This is a genomic window from Actinoplanes sp. TFC3, from assembly GCF_001553785.1.
Lineage (GTDB): Bacteria > Actinomycetota > Actinomycetes > Mycobacteriales > Micromonosporaceae > Actinoplanes.
The window spans coordinates 3,004,284-3,027,139 of sequence record NZ_LOJP01000001.1; the positions used below are offsets into that span (position 1 = coordinate 3,004,284).

Below are 22,856 nucleotides of genomic sequence, written 5' to 3' on the forward strand. Positions count from 1 at the left end.
ACAACAGGTGCGGTGCGGTTGCGAGAAGCGGGCGCGTCAGCTCCAGGCTTGCAGCAGCCCGGCGTAGGGTCCGGGCTGCGCGGCGAGATCCCCGGGCGGGCCGGACTGCACGAGCCGGCCGCCGTCGAAGACCAGCACCCGATCGGCGGTCCCGGCGGTGCTCATCCGATGGGCGATGGAAACGGTGGTACGACCACGGGTGAGTACTCCCAGCGCCCGCTGCACCGCCACGTCGGTCGCCGGATCGACCCCGGAGGTAGCTTCGTCGAACACCACCAGGTCGGGCGCGGCCAGCGCGGTGCGGGCCAGCGCGACCAGTTGCCGCTCCCCCACCGAGAGCCGCCCGCCGCGCAGGCCGACCTGGGTGTGCGGGCCGTCGGGAAGCTCGGCGAGCCAGCCGGACAAGCCGAGCTGATCGATGACGCGCAGCACGTCGGCGTCGCTGGCGCCCGGCCGGCCGAGCTTGACGTTGGCGGCCAGCGTGGCGTCGAACAGGAACGGGTCCTGAGGCACGATGACGACCCGCCCGGCCAGGCCGGTGAGCCGGTGCAGGGGCACTTCGCCGAACCGGATCGAGCCGTCGCAGGGTTCCAGCCGGCGGGTCAGCACCTTGGCGAACGTGGACTTGCCGGAGCCGGTCCGCCCGACGATCGCCACATGCTCGCCGGCGCCGATCTCCACGCTCACGTCGTGCAAGACCCGCGGGCCGTCGCCGTAGCGTGCGGACAGGTGCTCCACGCGTACGCCGATCGGGCCCGGCACCGGTGGCGAGCCGTCGGGCACCTCGGCGCTCACGGTGGTGACCAGTTCCAGGGCCCGCCGCCAGCCGGTGAGCGCGTTCTGCGCCTCCCCGAGGCTCTGTACGAGGAACTGCAACGGGCGGACGAAGAACGTCACCAGGAACACCATCGCCACGACCTGCCCGGCGCTGAGCGGCGGCTGCGCCGGGCTCCCGGCCAGGGCCAGCCAGACGCCGCCGAGCAGCACCGTCACGGTCATCACCGAGATGGCCAGCTCACCCAGCGCGGCGTTGCCGTGCAGGGCCGGCAGGGTCCCCAGCAGGCTGTCGCGGGCCCGGTCGACGGCGCGGTCCAGCCGGCGCCGGGTGCGCGCCTGGGTGCCGGTGGAGTGGATCACCGGCGCTCCCGCGACCGACTCGGCCACCACCGACTGCAACTGGGACAAGTCGCGCCGGGCGCGGTCGTAGCGACGCGCGATCACCGCCTGCAGGCCGAGCATGAAGGCGATCAGCACCCCGGCCAGCACCAGCACCGGCAGGGCCAGTGGCCAGCTGTACACCAGCAGGATCACCGCGGCGATCAGCAACTGGGCAGCGTTGGTGACGAACTGGATGCCGCCGCCCTGCAGGAACGTCGTCACCTGGTCGACGTCGCTGGTCAGCCGGGCCACCAGGTCGGCGCTCGGGGTCCGGTCGGCGACGCCGGCGGCCATGTCGTGCACCCGGCGCAGCCCGGCGCGGCGCAACCCGGCCAGCGCCTGCTCGACCCGGTCCTGCAGCCTGCGGTTCAGCGCCATCGAGGAAACCCCGGCCACCAGCACCGCGCCGGCCCCGACGGCCACGGACGGGACGACGGTGTGCGGCGCCAGCCCGGCGTCGACCGCGCGCTGCACACTCAGCGGCGCGGCGATGCGGCCACCACCGGCGAGCAGCGCCAGCAGCCCGGTCCCGATCAGCCCCTGCCGCAGTTGCGGGGAGACCCGCACGGCGGTGCCGAGCAGATCGCGCAGGCCGAGGTGGGACAGGTCGCTCAGGCCGGTCGCTGTTTCACGGTACGGGCGTACGCGCATCGCCGGTCACCTCCGGGTCGTAGGCCGTGACGATGCGCCGGTACTGCTCGACCGCGCGCATCTCGACTGGCGTGCCGGTGGCGGCTATCCGACCGGCGTGCACCAGCACCACCCGCTCGGCGATGTCGACGGCCCGCGGCCGGTTGGTGCTCAGCAGCAGGGTCGGGCCGTCCGCTGCGGCCAGTGCGGCCAGCGCCGTCAGCAGGTGCCGCTCGACGCGTGAGTCGAGGGCCGAGGTGGCGTCGTCCAGCACGAGCAGCCGGGGCCGGCGCAGCACGGCGCGGGCGATGCACAGCCGCTGGCGCTGGCCTCCGGACAGCGTCGCACCCCGCTCACCGACCACGGTGTCGAGCCCGGCGGGCAGCTCACGGACGAAGTCGTCGGCCGCGGCGACGGTGAGCGCCTGCCAGATCTGCTCGTCGTCGCAGGCCCGGTCCAGGCGCAGGTTGTCGCGGATCGACTCGGCGAACAGGAACGGATCCTGCGACACCACCGCCACGCTCGCCGGCAATACGTCACGGTCCAGCTCACGCCCATCGACGCCATCGAACAGGACCGTGCCGGTGCTGGGATGCCCCTGACCCCCGGCCAGCTCCAGCAGCGTGGTCTTGCCGGCCCCAACCGTGCCGAGGACCACGGTGACCGTGCCCGGTTCAAGGATCAGGTCACCGTCGCTGAGCAGCGGGCGGCCGTCGCGGGCAACCCCGGCGCCGCGCAGCTCGACGTGCATCGGCCCGGCCCCGGTCAGCCGGTGAGCGCCGTGCCTGAGCAGTTCTCGGCTCTCCAGCACCGCCTGCACCCGTTCACGGCCTGCGGTGGCCATCGGCAGCATGGACAGGAACCGGCTGATCACGTTGAGCGGGATGGCGACGGTGATGAGCAGGTAGACCACGCCGATGAGATCGCCCACGCTGAGCGCCCCGCCCTGCACACGCGGCGCGGCGGCCGCCAGCACGACCAGGACGGCCGCGGTGGGCAGCAGTTCCAGGAGCGGGTCGAAGACCGAGCTGATCGAGGCCATGCGCAGGTCGGCCCGGCGCAGCCGTTCGACGCCGGGGGCGAAGCGGGCGTCCTCGGTGCCGGTGAGGCCGAGGCTGCGGACCACCGGGTCGGCCTCGATGGACTCGTGGGCAACGCCGGCCAGCACGCCGCGGGCCTGCTGGGCCTGTCGGGCGCGAGGTGCGAGCAGCCGCTGGTAGCCGACGTTCAACCCGAGCACCAGAGTGATCAGCGCCAGGGCGGTCAGGCCGAGCCCGGTGTCGCGCCGGAACAGCTCGATGAGCGCGAGGGCCAGCATGAACACCATGCCGACGGCGAAGTAGGCGAACTGCATGGGTGACCACAGCGCGTCCACGTCGGAGATCGCGCAGGCCAGCAGCCGTCCGGGCGAGCGGCGCCGGTGCCATTCCAGGTCCAGGTCGAGGTAGCGGTGGACCACTGCGCGGCGGGTCTCGGCCTGCGCGCGGTACTGCACCCGGCCGGTGGCCACGCCACGCACGAAGATGGTGCTCCAGCGCACCGCGGAGATGCCCAGGATGAGCAGGGCGCTGAGCCACCACGCGCGGGCCGGCACCTGCTCGCCGGCCAGCGCGGGCAGCACGAGGTGGTCGGTGGACCAGCCGATGGCCTGCGCCCCGGCCACCATGGTGGCGCCGTTGAGCAGACCGGTGACGGTGGCGAGCGCAGCCGCGGCGGGGTTGGCGCGCGCGCCGGACAGTTGGGCCGCCAGCGCGGACCGCCGGCGGGTGTCAGGCAGCATCGAGGCTGCGGCCGGGGATCGCGTTGATGAGTTCCTTGGTGTACGGGCTCTGCGGCTGGGTGAACACCTCGGCCACCGGGCCCTGCTCGACGACGCGGCCCTCGCTGAGCACCGAGACGGTGTGCGAGATCCGGGCCACCACCGACAAGTCGTGCGAGACGAACAGGTAGGACAGGCCCAGCGCCTGCTGCAGCTCGGCGAGCAGGGTGAGGATCTGTTCCTGCACCAGCACGTCGAGGGCGGAGACCGGCTCGTCCAGCATGATCAGCTCGGGTTCGAGGGCGAGGGCCCGGGCGATGGCCACCCGCTGGCGCTGCCCGCCGGAGAGCTCGCGCGGCAGCCGGTCGAGGTAGGACGCGGGCAGCGCCACCTGGTCCAGCAGCTCACGGGCCCGGGCTTCACGGGTACGGCGGTCGCCCACGCGGAACGACACGAGCGGTTCGGTCACCGACTGGCGGACGGTGAACTTGGGGTCGAGAGTGGCGAACGGGTCCTGGTGCACCAACTGGGCCTTGCGGCGCAGCGGCCGGAGCCGGTTCCACGACAAGCCGCTGATCCCGGTGCCGTCGAGGACCACGGATCCGCTGGTGGCGGTTTCCAGGCCGAGCGCGATGCGCAGCGTGGTGGTCTTGCCGCAGCCCGACTCGCCCACCAGCGCGTGGGTCTGCCCGCGCGGCACTTCGACGCTGACCTTGTCGAGGGCGTTGAAGCCGCGCCGCCCGCGCCGCCGGTCGTTGACCGCGAACGTCTTGCTGACCTCGGTGAGGGTCAGGATGGGCGCCGGTGTCTGCGGCGTTGCCGTGCGGAACCGGGGTTCAAGGCGGGGCGAGGCGGCCACCAACTGCCGGGTGTAGGGCTGCCGCGGCGTGTTGAGCAGCGCCTGCGGGTCACCCTCCTCCACCTTGCGGCCGTGCCGCATGACCACCACGCGGTCGGCCCGCTCGGCCGCCACGGCCAGGTCGTGCGTGATGATCAGCAGCGAGATGCCCTGGTCGCGGACCAGGCCGCCGAGATGGTCGAGGATGCGCTTCTGCACTGTCACGTCGAGCGCGCTGGTCGGCTCGTCGGCGATGATCAGCTTGGGCCGCCCGGCCAAGGCGATGGCGATCAGCACCCGCTGGCGCAGGCCTCCGGAGAGCTCGTGCGGATACTGCTGCGCCCGCAGGTCCGGTTCGCTCACCCCGGCTTGCTCCAGAAAGGACAGCGCCTCGGCGGCCGCGGCCGGGCCGGCAATGCCGCGCAGCCGCACGGCCTCGGCGATCTGGGCGCCGACGCGCTGGGTGGGGTTGAGCCCGACCATCGGGTCTTGCGGGATCAGCCCGACAACCGAGCCGCGCAGGCCGCGCAACGTGCGCTCGCGGGCCCCGGCGGTCTCGACGCCGTCCACCTTCGCCGAGCCGGCCGTGATCCGGCCGTTGGCGGGCAGCAGCCCGATGAGGGCGCTGGCGGTGGTGGTCTTGCCCGAGCCGGATTCCCCGACGATGGCCACCACCTCCCCCTGGGCAACGGTGAGGTCGAGCCCGGACACGGCCGGCTGGATCGTGCGATGGCGCACGTAGCCGACGTCAAGGCCCCGGATGTCCACGAGCGTCATCGGGTCAGCTCCTGCAGGGTCTTGGAGATGTGGTTGAGGCTCAGCACGAGCAGCGCCACGAACAGTCCGGGCAGCAGGCTGAGCCACCACGAGGTGATGAGGTAGTTGCGGCCGTCGGCGATGAGGGTGCCCCACTCGGCAGCCGGGGGCGCGGCGCCGAAGCCGAGGAAGCTCAGCGACGCGATCGCGATGATGGCCACGCCCGCGTCCAGTACGGCCAGCACCGCCACCGGGCCCCACGAGTTGGGCAGGATGTGGCGCAGCAGGACCCGGGTCCAGGAGGCACCGCCGGCTCGCGCGGCTTCGACGTACGGCAGAGTCTTGACCTTGAGCACCTCGGCCCGGGTGGTGCGGGCAAAGCCGGGCACGATGCCCACGCCCACCGCCACCGCGACCGCGACCGTGCCGTAGCCCAGCGCGGTGACGATCGACAGGGCCAGCAGCAGGCCCGGGATGGCGAGCAGCACGTCAACGAAGCGCATCAGCAACGAGTCGGTGAGCCCGCCGAAGAAGCCCGACACGATGCCCAGTGCCAGCCCTGCGACGACGGCGATGCTCAGCGCGATCAGCGTGGCCTTGATGGTCAGCGGGGAGCCGTAGAGCACCCGGGTCCACAGGTCCCGGCCGTAGATGTCGGTGCCGAACAGGTGGTCCGGGCTGGGTGCGAGGGCGGCCGAGCCCGGGTTGGTGTCATAGGGGCCGTGGGCGGTGAACAGCGTCGGCCAGAAGGCCGATACGAGCACGAACACCACGTACAGCACGGCGATCAGGAACACCGGCTTGCGGGCCAGCTGGTCCAGGCCGGCGCGCAGGGCCGCCCTGCGCCCGCCGGACTGCTCGACGGGAAGCGGGCGCTCGGTCTCGATGGCTTCGGCGATCGCTGCGGTCACAGCGTGGCTCCTTCCACGACGGCGACCGGCCTGCCGGAGGGCCGCCCCCGGGTGTGCGAGATGCGCGGGTCGAGCAGCGGGTACAGCAGGTCGACAACCAGGTTGACCAGGACAAAGATGGTCGCGGCGACGGTGACCACGGCCAGCACCACCGGCACGTCCTGCGCCAGCACGGCCTCCTGGGCCAGCTTGCCGACGCCGTCGCGGGTGAACACCGTCTCGGTGACGATCGAGCTGGTCACCGTGAGACCGACGATGACGCCCAGAATCGTCAGTGCCGGCAGGGCTGCGTTGCGCAAGGCGTGGCGCAGGTGCACCGCCGAGCGCGACAGGCCCTTGGCACGCGCGGTGGTGATGTAGGCCTGCGACAGCGTCTCGTCGAAGCTCTTGATGAGCACCTGGGCGAGCACCGAGGATGTTAGCACCGAGATGGTGAGTACCGGCATGATCAGCGACGCGAAACCCTGGGTGCCGGTGGCCGGGAACCAGCCCAACTGGAACGAGAAGAACTGGATCGCGAACAGGGCCACGAAGAACTGCGGGAACGAGGCGCCCAGGGCGGGCAACCGGGTGAGCAACACCCGCAGCGGGTTCCAGCGGGCGAAGGTGGCCAGGTACGCCAGCGCCGAGCCGGCCACCAGCGACACCACCGCGGCGCTGACGCTGAGCAGCAGGGTCTGCCCGATACGCTGGCTGAGCAGGTCGCTCACCGGCACCTGCTGGGTCAGCGAGGTGCCGAAGTCGCCACGGACGACCCCGGACAGGTGGTGCCAGTACTGCGCCCAGATCGACTGGTCGAGGCCGAACTGGTGCTTGATGGCCGCCACTTGCTCGGCGCTCAAGCTGTCCGGCTGCACCCCGGCCGCGGCCAGTTGCAGCTCCATCGGGTCGCTGGGCAGCAGGAACAGGATGGCGAAGGTCAGCGTGTAGGCGGCCCACAGCACGATCACCGCCTGGGCGATGCGGCCCAGCACGTACCTGGTCATCTCATCACGCCTTGGCCACGTCGTTGAGCCGCAGGAAGCTCTCGGAGGTGAACGCGAAGCCGGTGACCTTGGCGCTGACCCCGGCGTACTGCAGCCGCTCGAACAGCGGGATCACCACGCCCTGGTCGATCAGGTAGTCCTGCAGGTCCGCGTACGCCTGCTTGGTCTGCTTCTGGTCGGTGGTCCCGAGCGCCTTGGCGAACAGGTCCTGGATGCCCTTGATGACCTCGGGGGTGGCCGAGCGCTGCGCGAGAGCCTTGGAGTTGGCGACCTGCGGGTTGAGGATGAACTGCAGCGCACCGGGGTCGGCCCGGGTGAAATAGGTCGAGGCGAGGTCGTAGCTGCCCTCGGTGGTGTAGGTCGCCTGCTGCGCGGTGGTCAGCGTGCGCAGGGTCAGGTTGATGCCGACCTGCTTGAGCTGGGCCTGCAGCAGCTCGGCACCCGGGCTGGCCGCCGTGATCGGATATTCGATCTTCAATTCGGTGCCGTTCTTGGCCCGGAACCCGTTGGCCCCCTCGGTCCAGCCGGCGTCCTGCAGCAGCTTCTTGGCGCCCTCGGGGTCGTAGGCCAGCTTCGCCGACTGGGCCTTGAAGTACGGCGTGGTCGAGTCGAAGGCGCCCTGCACCACGGGGTAGTCAGGACCATAGATCGTCGACGCGTACGTCTTCACGTCGATCGCCTTGTACAACGCCTTGCGCACCGAGGCATCAGCCAGCGGCTTGCCCGCCGAGGTGTTGGCGTACAACGCGTAGGCCGGGCCGGGCAGCGCCCGCTTCTCCACCTTGTCCCCGGACTTCTCGATGAGCTGGACGTCCTGCGGGGTGAACGGGTTACGCGGCCAGGCGATGTCGGTGGCCCCGCTGATCAGGTTGCCGGTACGGACACTGTCCTCGGCCACGTAGTTGAACACCACCCGGTCGAGCTTGGCCTCACCCTTGTTCGCCACCAGCTCGGAACCCCACGCGTAACCGGCGCGCTTGGTGAGCACCGTCTCGACCTTCGGCGTGTAGTGGTCGAGCACGAACAGCCCGGAGCCGATGATGGCCTTGCCGGTGCAGCGCTCGGCCGGGCTGAGCTGGAACTCGGCCGGGTCCGTGATGGCCAGGTTGGTGGTCGAGGTGGCCTGCAGGAACGAGGAGTTGGGCTTGCTCAGCTCGAATTGAACGGTCTGCGGGTCGACCGCCTTGGCCCCGGTCAGGCCCTGGATGTACGACGCGCCGTACGCAGCCCCGTTTGTCGCCTTGACCGTGGCGATCCACCCGGTGGCGTTGTCGGCGACCGCCTGCGCGTCGACCTTCTTGCCGTTGCTGAACGTCACACCGTCGCGCAGCTTGAACGTGTACGTCCTGCCGTCCGGGCTGATCTGCCAGCTCTGGGCCAGCCACGGCACGATCTTGCCGGTCTGCGGGTCCTGATCGGTGAGCGAGTCGGCCACGTTGCGCAGGATCGAGCGGTGTTCGATCCAGTAGACCTGGAACGGGTCGATGCAGGAGAACGACGGGTTGTCCGGCCAGAACGAAACCTTGAGGGTGGCGCCACCGGCGGCGGTCGAGCCGCCGCTGCCGCACGCGGTGAGCGCCAGCAGAGCGGCGGCCGTCGCGGCGAGGGGTTTCATGAATCTCATGCGGAGTCCTTCACGAGGGGGAGGAAAGAAGCACGCGGCGGCCGCCGGCCAGCAGGACGGCGTCCTCCTGGGGCGGGTGCACACGGATGCACAAGGCATCGCGCAGATGCCGTTCAAGGGCGTTGTGGCGCGACAGCCCCGGGTTGCCCAGCGCGGCCACCGCGGTCTGGGTCGCGGCGATCACCGAGCGAGCGATGGCCACCTTGACGGCGGACAGGTCGGGTTTCTCCCCGGCCTGCAGGCGCAGCAGCACCCCGTGCAGCAGCGTCTCCGCCTGCACGATCTGCAGCTCGATCTCGCCGGCAACGGCTTGGATGCGCTCCGTCGCCGCGATCGGCTTGCCCAGCGCGGCGGGCACCCGGCTGCGGGCGAACTCGGCGAACGCCGTGCGCGCCGCCCGGGCCACGCCGACGTACAGGGCGGGATGGCCGAAGCTGCCGGGTCCGGTCGCGGCCGCCGGATCACGGTAGCTGCCGTCGGGTTGCCGCGGGATCTCCCGGAAGGCGTCGGCGCCCAGCAGCACGTCCTGGTACCGGACGTCGTGGGTGTTGGAGGCGCGCAGGCCCAGGTGGTCCCAGGTGTCGATCCAGGTGATGCCGGCGGCGTCGCCGGGCACGATGACGTGGCCGACCCGGGGGCGTTGCGGGTCGCCGTCCGGCTCGTCGGCGACGGCCCACACCACGTGGTAGGCCAGGCCGGTACCGCCGGTGGCGTACGCCTTGCGGCCGTTGAGCACCCAACCGCCGGCCGTACGCGTCACCGTGGTCCGGGGCAGGCCACCGCGGGCCGGGGCACCGAGTTCGGGTTCCGCGCGGATGGCGTTGACCAGGGCCGGTCCGGTCTGCGAGCGGCGCAGCAGGTCGTCGTAGGATCGCTCGGGCCAGGTGGCGGACGCGGCTTGAGCGGCGTGGGTGGTGAGCGTGTTGGCGGCGAGCAGGCCGACCGAGGCGTCGCCTTCGCCGATGGCGGTGAGGATGCGGGCGGTGTCGCGCGGACCGAGCCCGGGGCCGCCGTACTGCCGGCCGATTGTCGCGGTGAGCAGCCCGGCGCGGTGCACGGCTTCGATGCCGGCCCACGGGAGTTCGGCGCTGCGGTCGTACTCGCCGGCGGTTTTCGCGATCTCCGAGGTGAGGGCGGTCAGGGCCGCGTCGGACAGGTCGGGTCCGGCGAACGGGTACGTCACGACCGGCCCGCGAACTGCGCGTACTCCGGGGCGTAGTTGCCCGGGTGCTCGGCTTGCAGGGTGCCGCGCTGCCCGGTGGCCTTGCGGTGGGCGATCTCCTGACGCACCAGCGGCAGCACGTAGCGGCCGTAGTCGACGGCGTCGGCCAGGGTGTCGTAGCCGCGGATCGACACCAGCGACGCGCCCTGGTCGACGTAGTCGAGGATCGCGGCGGCCACGGTTTCGGGCGAGCCGACCAGGGCCGTGGAGGCGCCGGCCCCGTTGGTGACAGCGGCGGTACGCGTCCACAACGCCCGGTCGTACAGCTCGGATCTGTTCGCAAAGGCCAGCGCCCGCTGCGAGCCGACGTTCTGCGGGGTGCCTTGCAGCTGCGGGCGTACGGTGCGGAAGTTGGCCGCGATCCGCTGCACGTACTCGCCGGCTTTGCGCCAGGCCAGCTCGTCGGTCTGCGCGATGATCGGCCGGAAGGTCACCCAGATGCGCGGCCGGGTGGTGCGTCCGGCGTCGCGGGCGATGGCGTTGACCCGGTCGATCTCGGTGCGCAGGTCGGCCAGCGGCTCACCCCAGAAGCTGAAGATGTCGGCCTTGGCCCCGCCGACCCCGAAGGCCTCGTCGGACTGCCCACCGATGGAGATGGGGATCGATTGCTCGTACGGGGCGAAGCCCGGCCCGAAGTCGTCGAACTTGTAGAACTCGCCGTCGTGGCTGAACGCCGCCGGCTCGCTCCAGGAGCGGCGCAGCAGGTCGATGTACTCCGACGTACGGGCGTAGCGCTTGTTCTTGGGCAGGTAATCGCCTTGACGGGCTTGCTCGGCGTCGCTGCCCCCGGAGATCAGGTGGACCACGGCGCGGCCCTCGGTCAGCTGGTCGAGGGTGGCCAGCTTCTGCGCCGCGACGGTGGGCAGGGTGGTGTTCGGGCGCAGCGCCACGATCGGCTTGATCCGCTCGGTGAGCTGGCCGACCGCGCTGGCGGTGACGAACGAGTCGGCGGTGCCCGAGCCGTACGGCAGCAGCGTGTAGTCGTAGCCGCCCTCCTCCAGCGAACGCACGTAGCGCCGGAAGTACGCCAGGTCGATGCCCCGCGAGGGCACCGGGTGCAGCTCGGTCGACGGGTTGAGGTGCGACAGGCTGATGAACTCGACGTCGGGTGCGGCCGTCGAGGGAAGGTCGTCGGTGCTCATGCGGGGGTCCTCTCTGCGTATGCCCCTGGGTGTTCGTCCTGCAGGGGGCCGCGTTGCCCCGTCGCCTCCCGGTGCGCCAGTTCCTGGCGGACCAGCGGGAGGATGTACCGGCCGTAGTCGATGAGGTCGTTGAGGTTGTCGTAGCCGCGGATGGAGATCAGCTCGGCGCCCAGATCCACGTAGTCCAGGATCGCGGCGGCCACCGTCTCGGGGGTGCCGACCAGCGCGGTGGAGGCGCCGGCGGCACCGGTCGCCGAGGCGGTCGGGGTCCACAGCGCCCGGTCGTGCACGTCGCCCCGACCGGCGATCTCCAGCAGGCGCTGCGAGCCCACGTTCTGCGGGGCCGCCCCGCCCAGCGAGGAGCGGAACGGGTGGGGACCACCGGCGCGCAGCACCGAGAGGATGCGCTCGGCCTTCTGCCAGGCCAGGTCCTCGGTGGAGGCGATGATCGGGCGGAACGTCACCCAGATCCGGGGCCGGTCGGTGCGGCCCGCCGCGCGAGCCTCGGCCTGCACGGCATCGATCTGCTCGCGGGTGTCGGCCAGCGGCTCACCCCACAGCCCGAAGATGTCGCCGCGGGCGCCACCGACCCGGTACGCCTCGGCCGAGGACCCGCCGACGGAGACCGGGATGGTGCCGTGCGTGGGCCGGACCAGGCTCAGGAAGTTCTCGAAGCGGTAGAACTCCCCCTCGTGGTCGAACGGCTCGGTGCTGCTCCAGACCTTGCGGACGATGTCGATGTACTCCGCCGTACGGGCGTAGCGCCGCTCTTTGGGCAGGTAGTCGCCTTCGCGGGCCTGTTCGGCGTCGCTGCCGCCGGAGATGAAGTGCACCACCGCCCGGCCGGCGCCGAACTGATCGAGCGTAGCCAGCGCCTTGGCCGCCACGGTCGGATAGACGGTGTTCGGGCGCAGCGCCACGATCGGGGTGACGCGTTCGCTGCGGGCCACGATCTGATTGGCGATGGCGAACTGGTCCTGGAACGAGGACGCGTAGGCGCACAGGGTGTAGTCGAAGCCGGCGTCCTCGAGAGCGTTGACGTACCGGGTGAAGAAGGGCAGGTCGATGCCGGCCTGACCGAGGCGGTTGAGTTCGTTGCCGGCGTTGACGTTGACGGCGCTGATGAACTGGACGCTCATGCGGGCGACCCGGCTCGCAGCGGCTCGGCGAGCGCGATGGGTGGCAGTCCGGCGCCGCCGCGCAGACGTTCGAGGAACAGCACGATGGTCGCGGCCACGGTGCGGTGCGTCTGGTCGTTGAGCACGTCGTGCGGGCCTCCGGCGATGCTCACCAACTCTGCGTGGGGCACCGCGGCGTAGAAGTCGCGGGCGTCGGCGAGCGGGCTGACGGTGTCCTCACGGCCGTGCAGGCCGAGCACGGGCAGGGAGATGCGCGCTGCGGCCTGCGCGTCGAACCAGTCCGGCGGGAGATCGGTGAAGAGTTCCCCCGCCCGTACGCCCGAAGCGCTGATCCGGCCCCGATGGGTGGGGCAGAAGCTGCGGGCATCCAGTTCGCCATCCCAGTCGCGGGCGGTGCTCGCGGTGGCCGCGGTGGGCAGCCCGGCCAGGATGAGGGCGTTGACGCCGGGCAGCTCGGCGCGGGCGGCCAGGTGGGCCGCGTACGCCGCTCCCCCGTCCGAGCCGGCAACGACGCGGGGCTTGTCGGCGTCGGCGGTTTCGAGCAGCCCGGTCAGCTGGGCCCGCGCCTGATCCGGCGAGTCGCTGGGCGCCGTGACGACGTGCACCCGGTAGGCGTCCGCGGCCAGGCGCTTGCCGAGGCGTTCGTACACCTGCGGCGACTCACCGCGCCCGGGCAGCAGGATGACGGTTCCCCGCAGGGGCATCGGTTCGGGCTCGGTCCAGGTGAGCACTTCGGCCTGGTGGGTGAGGGTCATCGAGGGCCTTCCGGCGGTTGATTGCCTACAACACCTACCAAGCTAGTAGGGCATGCGGGACGGCGTCCAACGCGGATTCGCGATCACACCGATTGCGATCGCTTATCGAACGGCGGGGATGCGACCCTGGGCAAGCACCGCATGCAAGGCCTCGGTGACCGCCGCCACCACCTGCGCGTCGGCACCGTTGCGGGCGCGCAGGCTCAGCGCGGCAGGCAGCACCGGTGGCAGATCCGTACGTTCGCGCAGCCCGTCCGGAGTGGCCGCAGCGGTCGCCATCAGGGCCACGCCGAGCCCGCTGCGCACCGCTTCCAGCACCCCGGCCACATAACCGCTGTCACAGACCACGTACGGATCGAGGCCCCGGCCGGTCAGCGCGGTGAGCGCCCGGCTGCGCAGCACACAGGGCTCCTCGATGGCCACCACCGGCCACGGCCCGCTGGGCGGTTCCCAGCCGGTGGCCGCGTACCAGGTCAACGGCAGCGAGCCCACCGGCACCCCGTCGGCCGAGGACGCCTCGGCCAGGTGCACCGCCACGTCGAGCGAGCCCCGGTCGACCGCAGCGTCCAGCCGGCGGGTGCGGTCGATGCGGAACCGCACCTGGTGTCCGGGCAGCGCGGCGGTGATCGCGGGCAGGATCAGGTCCGCAGCGTGCTCGCTGGTGCCGAAGGTGATCGCCGGGCGTTCGGGGCCGACCAGCCGGCGCAGCGCCTCGTCGTGCGCCGCGAGGATCCGCCGGGCCTCGCCGAGCAGCGCCTGCCCGTCCGGGGTGAACGCGGTGGCCCGGCCCTGTCGCTCGACGACCGGCCGGCCGATCGTCTTCTCCAGGCGGCGTACGTGCTGACTCACCGCCGACTGACTCACCCGCAGCGCCGCCGCCGCCCGGTGGAAGCCGCCGCAGTCGGCCACCGCTACGAGGCTGCGCAGCGCAAGAATGTCCAGCACCTGTCCCATGCGGCGCACGCTAGCAACCGATTGATAAGAAGTTGTGTTCGATGCCGATCGGCAATCCAGGCTGGACAGCCGGGCCGGTGCACCACCATGCTGAACCCGACCAAATTCCTAGCAAATTGATGGGCAAAAGGGGCAATAGATGAGCCGCTACGTGGTGATCGGTGCCGGGGCGGTCGGTGCCTCGATCGCCGCCGAGCTGCACCGGGCCGGCATCGAGACCGTGCTGATCGCCCGGGGCGCCCAGCTCGCCGCGCTGCGCGAGCGTGGCCTGACCTACCTGCGCCCGGACGGCGAGCACCAGCTACGCATCCCGGTCGCCGCCGGACCGGACGAGGTCGACCTGACCGGCGATGACGTTCTGCTGCTGGCCACCAAGAGCACCGGCACCGAGGCTGCGGTGCGCGAGTGGGCGTGGCGCCCGGTCAAGCTGGCCGATGGCGGCTCCGGGCTGGCGGCCACCGAGCTGCCGATGGTGACGCTGCAGAACGGGCTGGCCAACGAACGCATTGCGCTGCGCTCGTTCGCCCGGGTGATCGGTGCCGTGGTGTGGATCCCGGCCACCTTCGCCGTCCCCGGTGAGGTGGTCAACCACGGCTTCCCCGCGCCCGCCGCGGTCTGGCTGGGGCGGCTCCCGGCCCAGCCAGATGCCGCCGTCGCCCGGATCGCCGCCGACCTGCGCCGCGGCGGCATCCTCGCCCAGGAGGCCGGCGACATCGCCGCGCACAAGGCCGGCAAGCTGCTCGGCAACCTCGTCAATACCCTGGACGCGCTCTATGCGCCCAGCGTGCTGCGCGACGCGGCCCTGCAACGGCTCAAGACCGAGGCCCGGGCGGTCTACGCGGCCGCCGGCATCGAGGCGGTCCAGCCCGATCCCGGTGACTTCCGGGTTGCCGAGGTGCCCGGGCGGGCCCGCGCCGGCAACTCGACCCGGCAGAGCCTGGCTCGCGCCGCGACCCCCGAAACCGACTACCTCGACGGGGAGATCGTGCTGCTCGGCCGCCTGCACGGGGTGGACACCCCGGCCGCCGCCGCCGTCCAGGCCCGCCTGCACCGGGCGGTCGCCGAGGGCACACCCGCCGCCTCGCTCGACGACGCGGATCTCAGCGCCACCCTGCCCGGCCTGCCCCGGCCGGGCCGCACCGCCGACCGCCCGGTGCTGATCGGCGCCGAGGAGCTGTACCGCCGGGTGGCCCAGCCCGACGCGCCGCTGCTGCTCGACGTGCGCTGGGCGCTCGGCGACCCGCACGGCGCCGAGCACTACCGGGCCGGGCATCTGCCCGGTGCCGTCTACGTCGACCTGGACACCGAGTTGGCCGGTCCGCACGCGCCCAGCGCCGGACGGCACCCACTGCCGCCAGTCGAGCAGTTGCAGGCCGCGGCCCGCCGCTGGGGGCTCGAGCAGAACCGGGCCGTCGTGGTCTATGACAACACCGGCGGGCTCGCCGCAGCCCGAGCCTGGTGGCTGCTGCGCTGGGCCGGGGTCAGCGACGTGCGCCTGCTCGACGGCGGCCTGGCGGCCTGGGGCGCGGCCGGCTACGGCGAAGCCACCGGCGAGGCCCGCACGCCGGTGCCCGGCGATGTCGTGCTCACCGCGGGCCACCTGCCCACGCTCACCGCCGATGAGGCCGCGGCCCTGCCGACCGGCGGCACCCTGCTCGACGCCCGGGCCGCCGAGCGGTACCGCGGCGAGGTCGAGCCCATCGACCCGAGAGCCGGCCACATACCGGGCGCGGTCAGCGCCCCGACCACCGGCAACCTGCAGGACGGCGTACCGCTGTTCCGGACCGCCGAGGACCTGCGGGAGCGCTTCGCCGAGGTGAGCGGGCCGGTCGGTGTCTACTGCGGCTCGGGGGTGACCGCGGCCCACGAGATCGTGGCGCTCGCCGTCGCCGGCATCGACGCGGCGCTCTACCCCGGCTCGTGGTCCGCCTGGTCCGCCGACCCGTCGCGGCCGGTGGCATGAGCGGGGTGCAATGGTCGACCGACGCCGCGCTGCTGGCTGAGCGTCGCTTCGACCGCTCGGGCTGGGAGCCGGCCGGCACCCCGGCGGCCGTGGCTTTTCCCCGCACCGCCGCGCAGGTGCAGGAGGTGCTGCGGGAGGCGCAGGCCAGCCGGACACCGGTGGTGGCCCGCGGCGCGGGCACGGCGCTGACCGGCGCGAGTGCGGCCGGAGCCGGGGCCATCGTGCTGGATCTGAGCAGAATGAACCGGATCGTCGAGATCCGGCCCGCCGACGGGGTCGCCGTGGTGCAACCGGGCGTGATCACGGCCGAGCTGGACCGGGCCGCCGCCGGGTACGGGCTGAGCTACGCGCCCGACCCCGCCAGCGTGGCCATCTCGACGATCGGCGGCAACATCGCCACGAACGCGGGCGGTCTGCGCTGCGCCAAGTACGGCGTCACCCGCGACGCCGTCCTGGGCTTGGATGTCGTGCTGGCCGGCGGCGACCTGATCAGCACCGGCCGGGCCACCCTCAAGGGCGTCGCCGGGTACGACCTGACCGCCCTGTTCGTCGGCTCGGAGGGCACGCTGGGCATCGTGGTCGGCGCCACGCTGCGGCTGCGTCCCCTGCCGGACCCGTCGGCCACCATCGCCGCCTCCTACCCCGATGTCGCGGCCGCCGCAGCCGCCTCGGTGGCGCTGGCCGAGGCCCGGATCCGGCCGGTGCTGGCCGAGCTGCTGGACGAGGCCACGCTGAACGCGATCGACCCGGCCCTGCGCGCGGCCGGCGCGGCGCTGCTGATCGTGCAGACCGACGGTGGGCCGGACGAGGCCGCGCACGCCGCTGAGGTGCTCGCCAAGGGTTCCACCACGCTGCGCAGCACGACCGACCCGGCCGAGACGGCCGCGCTGCTGGCCGCCCGGCGCCAGGCGCTACCCGCGATCGAACGGCTCGGGCGGCCGCTGATCGAGGACATCGCGGTGCCCCGCTCGCGGCTGGCCGAGGCGGTCCGCGAGATCGAGGCCGTGGCGCAGCGCCATCAGGTGCCGATCTGCACGCTCGCTCACGCCGGGGACGGCAACCTGCACCCGATCATCGTGGCCGGCCGTCCCGGCGAGCCGATTCCCGAGGCGGCCCACCGCGCCGCGGACGAGATCTTCGCCCTGGCCCTGCGGCTGGGTGGCACGGTCACCGGGGAGCACGGCGTGGGGGTGCTCAAGCGGGCGTGGCTGGAACGGGAACTGGGTCCGGCTTCGTTGTCGCTGCACCGCCAGATCAAGGCGGTGTTCGACCCGTACGGCATCCTCAACCCCGGCAAGGGCATCTGAGGTACGGATGGCGGTCAGGCCAGGGCTGGGCCCGGTCGCGGGATCACCGGGCGGGATGGGCCATGCTGAGGTCGGCGTAGACCACGATGTTGTCCTCGTAGTGCCCGGCGGTCCTGTCGAAATTCCCGCCGCACGTGATCAGCCGGAGCCCGGCGCGGTTGATCGAGCCATAGACGGCGTCGCTCGGGAACTTGTCCTTGGCATACCGCTCGACCTTGACGACGGAGAACATGGCGATGCTGCCGTCCTCGCGGTCCACGGAGATGGTCGCGCCGGGTTTGAGTTCGGCGAGGCGGTTGAACGTGCCCGGCTTGTTCCGGTAGTCGACGTGCCCGGCCAGCACGGCCGGGCCCAGGGATCCGGGGGTGGGCGCCTTGGTGTACCACCCGACCGTTGTGGCGTCGGCGGGCACCTGCATGGCGCCGTCAGCCTGCTGGCCGAGCCCGGTCAGCGGCACATCGACGCTCAGCGCGGGGATGACGACCCGGGTGGGTGCCGAAGTGCTCATCAGCGGTCCGGTCGTCAGTGCTGCGCCGGGCTGTGCGCTGGCCGTGGGGACGGCTTCCGGGGGCGGCGCGTCGGTGGCCGCCGCCGCGAGCGGTGGCTGGCTCGGGTGCTCCCGCGCCCCTCTGACGATGGTGAAGACCCCGACAACGGTAAGGACCAGGACTACCGCTGAGAGCGCGTAGCGCCCCCAGCGGTTCCCGGCCGGCGAGGTGCCGGCGTTCGTCATGGCCTGCTCAGCTCTGGCGGCTCAGCCGGCGGCGAGCGAGGAAGGCACCGGCGGCACCCAGCAGAGCCAGGCCGCCGAGGCCGTACATGGGGGTCGAGTCGTGGCTGGTGCTGCCGTCACCGGTGGCAACCCCGCCCACGGGCACAGAACCCGCGGCCGCCCCCGACACCATGCCGCACACGGCCGGATCGGTGGCTTCCTCCGGAATCCCCTTGAGACCCGCCGACTTCGCCAGCGTCGACTCACCCAGCGCGTCCATGTCGTACTTGCCGTTGTGGTTGGCGTCGATGCCGTGCTCGACGATGTGCAGATCCTTGAGGTGCTCGATGGTGCCCTTGGGCAGATCGGCCGCGGCGATGGTCCGCTCGTAGGACAGATTGCCCTTGGCATCCGCGGTCGGCATCCGGTCCACCGCCAGGCCACTGGCCTTGCTGATGTCACCCTTGGTGGTCAGCGAGACGAAGATGTCGCCGTACATCGGCACGCCTTCCTCGGTGCTGACGAAGCCGTTGCCGTCCTTGTCCGCGGACATGTCAGGGCAGTGGAAGTCCATGCCGCTGGTGGAGCCGTGCAGGTGCTGGGCGTGGGGCGAGTTCGGGACCAGCCCGCGGGACCGGATGCTGATCTTCAGATCACCGTCGGACATCGCCGTCAGGGTGGCCGTACCCGAGGCCCCCGACTTGTTGAGCGCATCGAGCTGAACGTGCACGCTTTCATCGGCGAAGGCAGCGGACGGAACCGCGAACAGGATGGCTGCCGCGGCGGGCAGCGCGAGGAGCGTACGGGCGAGTCTCACGAGGGGTTCTCCTTGCCGGAGGGGCTCAGTTCGAACCGGTGTTGTGGTCACCAGTGCTTCGGACCGGAGCGGCATCCAGCTTGGTATGTATTGAAATTTGACTTTGTGTTGCGTATCGATCACCGAGGGGTTGGTATCGACCAGGTCGCCGCGGGCCGGGCCGGGTCCCGGAAGCCGGCGAGCAGGAGGCGCTGGTTGGCGCGGTCGAGGTCCCAGTCGGCGGCCCGGGTCGTCCAGGTCAGCGCATAGGACCGGTCGGCACCGGCGGCCCGCAGCATGCGATACACCCGCAACTGCGCACCCGTACCCGGCTGCCAGGTGTAGTCCCAGTCGGCGCCGCCACCGTTGACCAACAGCGGGCCCATGCTGACCTTGCGGTAGCCGGGAAGCGTCCCGAGGCGCAGAGCGGACTGCTCAGCGTCCTGCCAGTGCTGCAGGGGCCGGCCGCTCAGCGGCCCGCCGGGCTCAACGGTGAAGGAACGCGCGTCGCCGGGATTGCTGAAGCACACCGCAGACCCGGCGGTGCTGCGTTCCCAGCCCCGCGGCACCGGCAGCGCGAAGCCCAGGGGGTCGGCGTGCCACACCCAGCCTTCCGGTAAGGAGATCGGCGCTCCGGCCGCGGTGCTGCGCAACGGCTCGGGCGCTGCGCCACCGCAGGGCCCGGTTACCGGCGCCGCGGCGGCCACGGACGGGGCTGGTGCCGCCGGCTCAGTGCCGCCGGTCCACAGCACCGCCACGGCACCGGCACCGGCCACAGCTATCGCAGCGGCGCCGGCACCGGCCAGAACCCGCCACCGGCGGGGCCGCACGATCCCCGGCACCGGTGCGGCATGGATGCCCACCGCCCCACGGGCCACTTCCTGCAGGGCCACGCGAACATCCCCGGCACCGGGCCGGTCGGCCGGATCGACAGTGAGCAGCCCCCCGATGATGGCGTGCAGCGCACCCGGATGCCTGGGCGGATCGGGCACCCCCGCCAGCACCGCGGACAGCGACTCGTTGACGGTCGGCCGGGCGAAAGGGGTCCGGCCCTCGACCGCGGTGTACAGCGTGGCCCCCAGCGACCACAGATCCGTCTGCTGGGTGGAAACCCCGTGGCGCAGCCGCTCGGGGGCGACATAGTGCGGTGATCCCACCACCGGCTCGCCGCGTTCGGCCCGGTGCCCCCCGATGGTGGCCAGCCCGAAGTCCGTCAGCACCACCCGGCCGTCCTCGCCGAGCAGCACGTTCTGCGGTTTGACGTCACGGTGCAGCACCCCGGCGCGATGCGCGGCGCTGAGCGCGTCCAGCACCGCCAGCGCGATCCGGGCCGCCTGCTGATGGGTCATCGGGCCGTCGGCGGACACGACCTCGTGCAACGACCGCGACGGTATGTACTCCATCACGATCCAGGACCGGCCGGTCGCCCGCACCACGTCGAAGATCCGTACGACGTTGCGGTGATCGAGCCGCGCAGCCGCGCGTGCCTCCTGGACCGTGCGCTGGACAGCCTCGGCCCGGCTCGACGCCGGCAGACCGGCGGGCGGCAGCACCTCCTTGACCGCCACCGTGCGCTCGAGGAGTTCGTCATGCGCACGCCATACCCGGCCCATGCCACCGGCCGCGATGAGCGCGACCAGCCGGTACCGTCCGGCCACGGTCAGGCCCCCGGCCGGGCTCTCCACACCGATGTTCCTTTGGGCGTGCGCCACCGTCATCATCCCCACGACCGCTCGCTGGCTGGACAACGGGGATTCGAAGCCGCTTCACCTCCGGCTGGGTGAGGGTGCTCACCAATGCCCGCAGCTTGCCTCAAGTTCAGCTCAAGCGAGCCGATCAGCATGGTCCCACTCGTGAGCATTGGACCCGGTAATGCCGCAGAACTGGCACGTGGCGCAAGAGCGCGCCTTCAGGATGATCGGCGGAGTGCTGCTGGGCGTCAGCTTCCTCTGGCTCGGCGCCGGTCTGGTCCATGTCCACGCTCATCCGGTGATCGGCTGGCTGCCGCTACCCGTTATGGCGGTGCTGGCGGCCCGCACGTGCCGCCGGGCTGCTCAGGACGCCCGTTTCGATGCCGGCACCAAGCGCTTCTGGCACCACCTGGGCGTAGCCTGCCTGGTGCTGGCGATTGCCATCGTGGCCAATGCCTGGGATGCGGTCAGCGGGCCCGAGCCTTCGCAGCGCCTCAGCCCGGTGACCCTGGTGCTGTATCTGACTGTCCTGGCGATGGCGATCTGGGCGTTGCTGCGGCTGCCGGCCTGGCATCGCAGCCGCGCCGACTGGATCCGCTTCGGGCTGGACGCCTGCGTGATGCTGGTGACCGCTGTCGCGTTCGTGTGGCACTTCTCGCTGCGCGAGCACCAGGTGTGGCGGGAGCAGACCGGCTCGGCGGCGGCGATGCTGTCCATCTGTGTGGTCGCGTTCGTCTCGATGGTCACCTTCGCCAAGGTGGCCTTCGCTGGTGCCGGACTGCTGGACCGCCGCGCCCTGCATGTGCTGGCCACGGGCACCGCCATCAGCGCCATTTTCGGCGGCATGTCCCCCTTTCTCATTGACCGTCCATACCTGTCGTCAAGTTTCGTGGCGGTGTCCACCGCTGCCTTCAGCGTCCAGTTGGCTGCCGGACGTCAGTTGCGCGCCGAACCGGTCACCGCAGCACGCCGGCGACGCTCGAAGCGCATCAACCTTGTGCCGTACGTCGCGGTGGCCTCGGCCGACGCGCTGCTGCTGCTGACCGGCACCGGGGACCCGCACGAGACGACGATCATGGAGGTGACCTCGGTGGTGCTCACCGCCTTGGTGGTGGCGCGGCAGATCGTGGTGCTGCGTGACAACCAGCGATTGCTGGACACCGTCGATGCGAACCTCGGCCAGCTGCAGCACTACCAGGACCAGCTGAAGCACGATGCCACCCACGACCGGCTGACCGGCATCGGCAACCGCGCGCTGTTCGAGCACCGCGCCGGGGAGCTGCTGCAGCGCGACGCCGCCCTGCACGTCATGGTGCTCGACCTCGACGACTTCAAGATGGTCAACGACCGGCTGGGCCACGGCATGGGAGACCAGCTCATCCGGACGATCGCAGCGCGCCTCGACCGTACCGCCGGTACGCGGGGCAGCGTGGCCCGCCTCGGCGGCGACGAATTTGTCGTCGTGGTGGGCGCCATCGACCCCGCCGAGCTCGACAGCCTGCTGGACGCTTTGCTGAGCGCGCTGCACGAGCCGGTCGAGCTGGACAGCGTCGAGATGACACCGCGGGTCAGCATCGGCATCACCAAGGGCGTGGACGGCGAGCCTCCGCAGGAGCTGCTGCGCCGCGCGGACGTCGCCATGTACACGGCCAAGGCGGCCGGCGGCGACCGGCGGGCGTGGTTCGACCCGATCATGGACACGATCGCCGAGGAGACTGCTCGCTTGGGCGCTGACCTGCGCAAAGGGCTCCAGCAGAAAGAGTTCCAACTCCTCTACCAGCCGATCGTCCGGTTGCCGGGCGGCGAGCTCTCGGGGGTCGAGGCGCTGCTGCGCTGGCACCACCCGGAGCATGGTCTCGTACCGCCGGATGTATTCATTCCCCTGGCCGAGGACAACGGCTTCATCGTCGAACTCGGTTACTGGGTCCTCGAGCAGGCCTGCCGGCAGGCCGCTGCCTGGCAGCACGAGCACGGCCCCGCCGCGCCGGGCCGGGTCAGCGTCAACGTCTCGGCACGGCAACTCGCCGAACCCGGTTTTGTGCAGACCGTTGCCGGTATCATCGAGCGCAGCGGCGCCGACCGGCGATGCCTGCTCATCGAGGTGACCGAGACCGCCGTGCTGAGCGCAGAGACCGCCGCGCCGGTGCTCACCGCGTTGCGGGAGCTGGGTCTGCAGATCGCGCTGGACGACTTCGGCACCGGCCACTCGTCGCTGAGCCTGCTGCTCGAATGCCCGGTCGACGTGCTGAAGGTGGACAAGTCCTTCGTCAGCGGGTCGGCCTCGGAGGGCACCGGCGCCGTCATCGTCGAGAACATCATCGGGTTCACCACGGGTCTGCGCATGCAGGCCGTCGCGGAGGGCGTCGAGACCGGCGACCAGGCCACCCGGTTGCACGCGGCCGGCTACGACTACGCCCAGGGATACCACTTCGCCCGGCCGATGAGCGCGGGAGACCTGGACGCGGCGATGCGGACCAGCACCCGCTCACTTTCCGGCCCGACCAGCCGATAGA

17 protein-coding genes and 1 pseudogene are annotated in these 22,856 nt (G+C 71.7%); 4 read left to right on the top strand and 14 right to left on the bottom strand.

Annotated features, from left to right (window positions below; all coding sequences use genetic code 11):
- Positions 1 to 36 precede the first annotated feature (36 nt).
- The 11 genes from TFC3_RS13360 to TFC3_RS13410 all read right to left on the bottom strand — a co-directional run bounded on the left by TFC3_RS13360 (position 37) and on the right by TFC3_RS13410 (position 13,874).
- The gene (locus TFC3_RS13360) at positions 37 to 1,809 is read right to left on the bottom strand and encodes an ABC transporter ATP-binding protein (protein WP_067499645.1); all 1,773 of its coding nucleotides are present in this window, start codon (positions 1,807 to 1,809) and stop codon (positions 37 to 39) included.
- Positions 1,787 to 3,568 carry an ABC transporter ATP-binding protein gene (locus tag TFC3_RS13365; RefSeq protein ID WP_067499647.1) on the bottom strand — a complete coding sequence of 594 codons (1,782 nt, stop codon included), beginning with the start codon at positions 3,566 to 3,568 and terminating at the stop codon, positions 1,787 to 1,789. The genes TFC3_RS13360 and TFC3_RS13365 overlap by 23 nt, the downstream gene beginning before the upstream one ends.
- Positions 3,558 to 5,162 carry an ABC transporter ATP-binding protein gene (locus tag TFC3_RS13370; RefSeq protein ID WP_067499648.1) on the bottom strand — a complete coding sequence of 535 codons (1,605 nt, stop codon included), beginning with the start codon at positions 5,160 to 5,162 and terminating at the stop codon, positions 3,558 to 3,560. Before TFC3_RS13370 ends, TFC3_RS13365 begins: the two co-directional genes overlap by 11 nt.
- Positions 5,159 to 6,052 carry an ABC transporter permease gene (locus TFC3_RS13375; protein ID WP_082772028.1) on the bottom strand — a complete coding sequence of 298 codons (894 nt, stop codon included), beginning with the start codon at positions 6,050 to 6,052 and terminating at the stop codon, positions 5,159 to 5,161. The genes TFC3_RS13370 and TFC3_RS13375 overlap by 4 nt, the downstream gene beginning before the upstream one ends.
- Positions 6,049 to 7,038: an ABC transporter permease gene (locus tag TFC3_RS13380; RefSeq protein WP_067499650.1), complete on the bottom strand. Its 990-nt coding sequence runs from the start codon at positions 7,036 to 7,038 to the stop codon at positions 6,049 to 6,051. The genes TFC3_RS13375 and TFC3_RS13380 overlap by 4 nt, the downstream gene beginning before the upstream one ends.
- A gap of 4 nt (positions 7,039 to 7,042) precedes the next feature.
- Positions 7,043 to 8,662 (bottom strand): ABC transporter substrate-binding protein, encoded by a 1,620-nt coding sequence (locus TFC3_RS13385; RefSeq protein ID WP_067499652.1) that lies wholly within the window; start codon positions 8,660 to 8,662, stop codon positions 7,043 to 7,045.
- 10 nt (positions 8,663 to 8,672) lie between these two features.
- Entirely contained in the window at positions 8,673 to 9,845 is a 1,173-nt protein-coding gene (locus TFC3_RS13390) for an acyl-CoA dehydrogenase family protein (protein ID WP_067499654.1), read from the bottom strand.
- Positions 9,842 to 11,026: an LLM class flavin-dependent oxidoreductase gene (locus TFC3_RS13395; protein WP_067499656.1), complete on the bottom strand. Its 1,185-nt coding sequence runs from the start codon at positions 11,024 to 11,026 to the stop codon at positions 9,842 to 9,844. Before TFC3_RS13395 ends, TFC3_RS13390 begins: the two co-directional genes overlap by 4 nt.
- Positions 11,023 to 12,165, bottom strand: a complete 1,143-nt coding sequence (locus TFC3_RS13400) for an LLM class flavin-dependent oxidoreductase (RefSeq protein ID WP_067499658.1) — start codon at positions 12,163 to 12,165, stop codon at positions 11,023 to 11,025. Before TFC3_RS13400 ends, TFC3_RS13395 begins: the two co-directional genes overlap by 4 nt.
- A complete protein-coding gene (locus TFC3_RS13405) occupies positions 12,162 to 12,920 on the bottom strand; it encodes an alpha/beta hydrolase (RefSeq protein WP_067499660.1) in 759 nt (252 codons plus the stop codon). The genes TFC3_RS13400 and TFC3_RS13405 overlap by 4 nt, the downstream gene beginning before the upstream one ends.
- 102 nt (positions 12,921 to 13,022) lie before the next feature.
- Entirely contained in the window at positions 13,023 to 13,874 is an 852-nt protein-coding gene (locus tag TFC3_RS13410) for a LysR family transcriptional regulator (RefSeq protein WP_067499662.1), read from the bottom strand.
- Between the two features lie 139 nt (positions 13,875 to 14,013).
- Between TFC3_RS13410 and TFC3_RS38715 the strand changes: the two are divergent.
- The 3 genes and pseudogenes from TFC3_RS38715 to TFC3_RS13420 form a co-directional block, all read left to right on the top strand.
- Positions 14,014 to 14,913, top strand: a pseudogene (locus TFC3_RS38715) (ketopantoate reductase family protein); the annotation flags it as partial.
- 81 nt (positions 14,914 to 14,994) lie between these two features.
- Complete coding sequence (locus TFC3_RS38720; RefSeq protein WP_369819673.1) at positions 14,995 to 15,837, top strand: sulfurtransferase; 843 nt, start codon at positions 14,995 to 14,997, stop codon at positions 15,835 to 15,837.
- A gap of 5 nt (positions 15,838 to 15,842) precedes the next feature.
- Positions 15,843 to 17,144: an FAD-binding oxidoreductase gene (locus TFC3_RS13420; protein ID WP_236718107.1), complete on the top strand. Its 1,302-nt coding sequence runs from the start codon at positions 15,843 to 15,845 to the stop codon at positions 17,142 to 17,144.
- 43 nt (positions 17,145 to 17,187) lie between these two features.
- On the opposite strand, the gene TFC3_RS13425 is transcribed toward TFC3_RS13420, so the two are convergent.
- The 3 genes from TFC3_RS13425 to TFC3_RS13435 form a co-directional block, all read right to left on the bottom strand.
- A complete protein-coding gene (locus tag TFC3_RS13425; RefSeq protein ID WP_067499666.1) occupies positions 17,188 to 17,877 on the bottom strand; it encodes a class F sortase in 690 nt (229 codons plus the stop codon).
- Positions 17,878 to 17,884: 7 nt separating this feature from the next.
- Complete coding sequence (locus TFC3_RS13430; protein WP_067499668.1) at positions 17,885 to 18,673, bottom strand: hypothetical protein; 789 nt, start codon at positions 18,671 to 18,673, stop codon at positions 17,885 to 17,887.
- 119 nt (positions 18,674 to 18,792) lie between these two features.
- Positions 18,793 to 20,373 carry a serine/threonine-protein kinase gene (locus tag TFC3_RS13435; RefSeq protein ID WP_082772029.1) on the bottom strand — a complete coding sequence of 527 codons (1,581 nt, stop codon included), beginning with the start codon at positions 20,371 to 20,373 and terminating at the stop codon, positions 18,793 to 18,795.
- Positions 20,374 to 20,524: 151 nt separating this feature from the next.
- Between TFC3_RS13435 and TFC3_RS13440 the strand changes: the two genes are divergently transcribed.
- Positions 20,525 to 22,855 (top strand): bifunctional diguanylate cyclase/phosphodiesterase, encoded by a 2,331-nt coding sequence (locus TFC3_RS13440; protein WP_067499672.1) that lies wholly within the window; start codon positions 20,525 to 20,527, stop codon positions 22,853 to 22,855.
- Position 22,856: the final 1 nt, after the last annotated feature.

Excerpts from the sequence above, each read along its gene's own strand:
- TFC3_RS13360 (WP_067499645.1), bottom strand. The coding sequence starts at position 1,809 with ATGCGCGTACGCCCGTACCGTGAAACAGCGACCGGCCTGAGCGACCTG.
- TFC3_RS13365 (WP_067499647.1), bottom strand. The coding sequence starts at position 3,568 with ATGCTGCCTGACACCCGCCGGCGGTCCGCGCTGGCGGCCCAACTGTCC.
- TFC3_RS13370 (WP_067499648.1), bottom strand. The coding sequence starts at position 5,162 with ATGACGCTCGTGGACATCCGGGGCCTTGACGTCGGCTACGTGCGCCAT.
- TFC3_RS13380 (WP_067499650.1), bottom strand. The coding sequence starts at position 7,038 with ATGACCAGGTACGTGCTGGGCCGCATCGCCCAGGCGGTGATCGTGCTG.
- TFC3_RS13385 (WP_067499652.1), bottom strand. The coding sequence starts at position 8,662 with ATGAGATTCATGAAACCCCTCGCCGCGACGGCCGCCGCTCTGCTGGCG.
- TFC3_RS13395 (WP_067499656.1), bottom strand. The coding sequence starts at position 11,026 with ATGAGCACCGACGACCTTCCCTCGACGGCCGCACCCGACGTCGAGTTC.
- TFC3_RS13400 (WP_067499658.1), bottom strand. The coding sequence starts at position 12,165 with ATGAGCGTCCAGTTCATCAGCGCCGTCAACGTCAACGCCGGCAACGAA.
- TFC3_RS13405 (WP_067499660.1), bottom strand. The coding sequence starts at position 12,920 with ATGACCCTCACCCACCAGGCCGAAGTGCTCACCTGGACCGAGCCCGAA.
- TFC3_RS13410 (WP_067499662.1), bottom strand. The coding sequence starts at position 13,874 with ATGGGACAGGTGCTGGACATTCTTGCGCTGCGCAGCCTCGTAGCGGTG.
- TFC3_RS13425 (WP_067499666.1), bottom strand. The coding sequence starts at position 17,877 with ATGACGAACGCCGGCACCTCGCCGGCCGGGAACCGCTGGGGGCGCTAC.
- TFC3_RS13435 (WP_082772029.1), bottom strand. The coding sequence starts at position 20,373 with ATGATGACGGTGGCGCACGCCCAAAGGAACATCGGTGTGGAGAGCCCG.
- TFC3_RS13440 (WP_067499672.1), top strand. The coding sequence starts at position 20,525 with ATGCCGCAGAACTGGCACGTGGCGCAAGAGCGCGCCTTCAGGATGATC.